Annotated in this window: 3 protein-coding genes; all 3 read left to right on the top strand. The window is 60.1% G+C overall.

Features of this window, described 5'->3' with window-relative positions; genetic code table 11:
- Positions 1-145: 145 nt before the first annotated feature.
- The 3 genes from ACSFE6_RS31225 (at position 146) to asd (ending at position 3,243) form a co-directional block, all read left to right on the top strand.
- On the top strand, positions 146-913 hold the full coding sequence (locus ACSFE6_RS31225) for a class I SAM-dependent methyltransferase (RefSeq protein ID WP_435431220.1): 768 nt from the start codon (positions 146-148) through the stop codon (positions 911-913).
- Between the two features lie 66 nt (positions 914-979).
- The gene (gene leuB, locus ACSFE6_RS31230) at positions 980-2,062 is read left to right on the top strand and encodes a 3-isopropylmalate dehydrogenase (RefSeq protein ID WP_435431221.1); all 1,083 of its coding nucleotides are present in this window, start codon (positions 980-982) and stop codon (positions 2,060-2,062) included.
- A gap of 68 nt (positions 2,063-2,130) precedes the next feature.
- Complete coding sequence (asd, locus tag ACSFE6_RS31235) at positions 2,131-3,243, top strand: aspartate-semialdehyde dehydrogenase (protein WP_433739730.1); 1,113 nt, start codon at positions 2,131-2,133, stop codon at positions 3,241-3,243.
- The last annotated feature ends 124 nt before the right edge of the window (positions 3,244-3,367 follow it).

Consider the following 3,367-nt stretch of genomic DNA (forward strand, 5'->3'; position numbering starts at 1 on the left):
CGTTTGGTTTTTTGGAAGGCGTGGTGACGCTTTCGCGAGCCGACCCGCTCCCACAGTGGAATGCATTTCAAATGTGGGAGCGAGCCTGCTCGCGAAGAGGCCTGAATAAACACCACAAGACTAAACCCTGAAAAAGGAAGTCCCCATGACCAGCACCGCCCAGCACAGTCAGGTAGTCCAGAAGCAATTCGGTGAACAGGCCGCGGCCTACCTGAGCAGCGCCGTACACGCTCAAGGCACTGAGTTCGCACTGCTACAGACCGAACTGGCAGGGCAGGGCAATGCCCGTGTGCTGGACCTGGGTTGTGGCGCAGGTCACGTGAGTTTTCATGTGGCCTCGCTGGTGAAAGAAGTGGTGGCCTACGACCTGTCGCAACAGATGCTCGATGTGGTTGCCGCGGCTGCGGTTGATCGTGGGTTGAGCAATATTTCCACGGTCAACGGCGCCGCCGAGCGCCTGCCATTTGCCGATCGCGAGTTCGACTTCGTGTTCAGCCGTTATTCGGCGCACCATTGGAGCGATCTCGGTCTGGCCCTGCGGGAAGTGCGCCGGGTCCTCAAGCCGGGCGGTGTGGCGGCGTTCGTTGACGTGTTGTCACCGGGCAGCCCGTTGTTCGACACTTACCTGCAAAGCGTCGAAGTGCTGCGTGATACCAGTCATGTGCGCGATTATTCCGCCGGGGAATGGTTGCGTCAGGTCAGTGAAGCGGGGTTGCATACCCGCAGCACCACCCGTCAACGGCTGCGTCTGGAGTACAACTCCTGGGTCGAACGCATGCGCACGCCGCCAGTGATGCGCGCAGCGATCCGTGAACTGCAGCAGTCGATGGGCAATGAAGTGCGCGAATATTTTGAGATTGAGGCCGATGGTTCGTTCAGTACAGATGTGCTGGTACTGATGGCTGAACGATAAGCGTCAAACGCTAAGAATTTTTCCGGGCGCGCCCACGGGCGCACCGACTGATGACATGAGGAAAGCATGAGCAAGCAGATTCTGATTCTCCCAGGTGACGGTATTGGCCCGGAAATCATGGCCGAAGCGGTCAAGGTGCTGGAACTGGCCAACGACAAGTTTGCCCTGGGCTTCGAGCTGAGCCACGACGTAATCGGTGGCGCAGCCATCGACAAGCACGGCGTGCCGCTGGCCGACGAAACCCTGGAACGTGCCCGTGCCGCTGATGCCGTGCTGTTGGGCGCTGTGGGCGGCCCGAAATGGGACACCATTGAGCGTGACATCCGTCCTGAGCGCGGTCTTCTGAAGATTCGTGCGCAACTGGGCTTGTTCGGCAACCTGCGTCCGGCGATCCTGTACCCGCAACTGGCTGAAGCTTCGAGCCTGAAAGCGGAAATCGTGTCCGGCCTGGACATCCTGATCGTTCGCGAGCTGACCGGCGGTATCTACTTCGGCGCGCCGCGCGGCACCCGTACCCTGGAAAACGGCGAGCGTCAGTCCTACGACACCCTGCCGTACAGCGAAAGCGAAATCCGTCGCATTGCCCGTGTCGGTTTCGACATGGCCATGGTGCGCAACAAGAAGCTGTGCTCGGTGGACAAGGCCAACGTATTGGCGTCAAGCCAGCTGTGGCGTGAAGTGGTTGAACAGGTGGCCAAGGATTACCCTGAGGTCGAACTGAGCCATATGTATGTCGACAACGCCGCCATGCAGCTGGTGCGTGCACCGAAGCAGTTCGACGTGATCGTCACCGACAACATGTTCGGCGACATCCTGTCCGACCAGGCCTCGATGCTCACAGGTTCCATCGGCATGCTGCCGTCGGCGTCCCTGGACACCAACAACAAGGGCATGTATGAACCGTGCCACGGTTCGGCGCCGGACATCGCAGGCAAAGGCATTGCCAACCCGCTGGCGACCATTCTGTCGGTCTCCATGATGTTGCGTTACAGCTTCAATCAGCAGGCCGCGGCCGATGCCATCGAGAAAGCCGTCAGCCTGGTGCTGGATCAGGGCTTGCGCACGGGTGACATCTGGTCCGCCGGTTGCACTAAAGTCGGTACGCAGGAAATGGGTGACGCAGTAGTCGCCGCGCTGCGGAATCTGTAATCTCTCGGGCCCGCTGCCGATTTCACCCCCGAAAGCAGCGGCCCACATTTCAAGAAGGTGTAGTTGCGATGAAACGTGTAGGTCTGATCGGTTGGCGCGGTATGGTCGGTTCCGTGCTCATGCAGCGGATGCTGGAAGAGCAGGACTTCGATCTTATCGAGCCGGTGTTTTTCACCACTTCCAATGTCGGTGGCCAAGGCCCGTCCGTGGGCAAGGACATTGCTCCGCTCAAGGACGCTTACAGCATTGAAGAGCTGAAAACCCTCGACGTGATTCTGACCTGCCAGGGTGGCGACTACACCAGCGAAGTCTTCCCGAAACTGCGTGAAGCCGGCTGGCAGGGTTACTGGATCGACGCTGCTTCCAGCCTGCGCATGCAGGATGACGCGGTCATCGTTCTGGATCCGGTCAACCGCAAGGTCATCGACCAGCAACTGGATGCGGGCACCAAGAACTACATCGGCGGCAACTGCACCGTCAGCCTGATGCTGATGGGGCTGGGCGGTCTGTTCGAAGCCGGTCTGGTGGAGTGGATGAGCGCCATGACCTATCAGGCAGCCTCCGGTGCCGGCGCGCAGAACATGCGTGAACTGATCAAGCAAATGGGCGCGACCCACGCCGCTGTCGCCGACCAGTTGGCCGACCCGGCCAGTGCCATCCTCGACATCGATCGTCGTGTGGCCGAAGCCATGCGTAGTGATGCGTACCCGACCGAAAACTTCGGCGTGCCGCTGGCCGGCAGCCTGATCCCATGGATCGACAAGGAACTGCCGAACGGCCAGAGCCGCGAAGAGTGGAAGGCTCAGGCCGAAACCAACAAGATCCTCGGTCGCTTCAAGAGCCCGATCCCGGTGGATGGCATCTGCGTGCGCATCGGCGCCATGCGTTGCCACAGCCAGGCGCTGACCATCAAGCTGAACAAAGACGTACCGATGGCCGATATCGAAGGCCTGATCAGCCAGCACAACCCTTGGGTCAAGCTGGTGCCGAACAATCGCGATATCAGCATGCAGGAGCTGAGCCCGAACAAGGTTACCGGCACCCTGAACATCCCGGTTGGCCGTCTGCGCAAACTGAACATGGGTTCGCAGTTCCTCGGCGCATTCACCGTCGGCGACCAGCTGTTGTGGGGCGCGGCCGAGCCGCTGCGCCGCATGCTGCGGATCCTGCTCGAGCGTTGATCGATTGAAGCAATGAAAGAACCCGTGCCTTGAAAGAGGTGCGGGTTTTTTTATGGGATTTACGGTGCCTGTACTGGCCTCTTCGCGAGCAGGCTCGCTCCCACAAGGACATCACTGGATCCTG

The sequence above is a fragment of the Pseudomonas baetica genome, assembly GCF_051216495.1.
In the GTDB taxonomy this organism is placed as follows: Bacteria; Pseudomonadota; Gammaproteobacteria; order Pseudomonadales; family Pseudomonadaceae; genus Aquipseudomonas; species Aquipseudomonas baetica_B.

Bases quoted from the DNA above. Each gene is read 5' to 3' on its own strand.
- ACSFE6_RS31225 (WP_435431220.1), top strand. From the start codon at position 146: ATGACCAGCACCGCCCAGCACAGTCAGGTAGTCCAGAAGCAATTCGGT.
- leuB (WP_435431221.1), top strand. From the start codon at position 980: ATGAGCAAGCAGATTCTGATTCTCCCAGGTGACGGTATTGGCCCGGAA.
- asd (WP_433739730.1), top strand. From the start codon at position 2,131: ATGAAACGTGTAGGTCTGATCGGTTGGCGCGGTATGGTCGGTTCCGTG.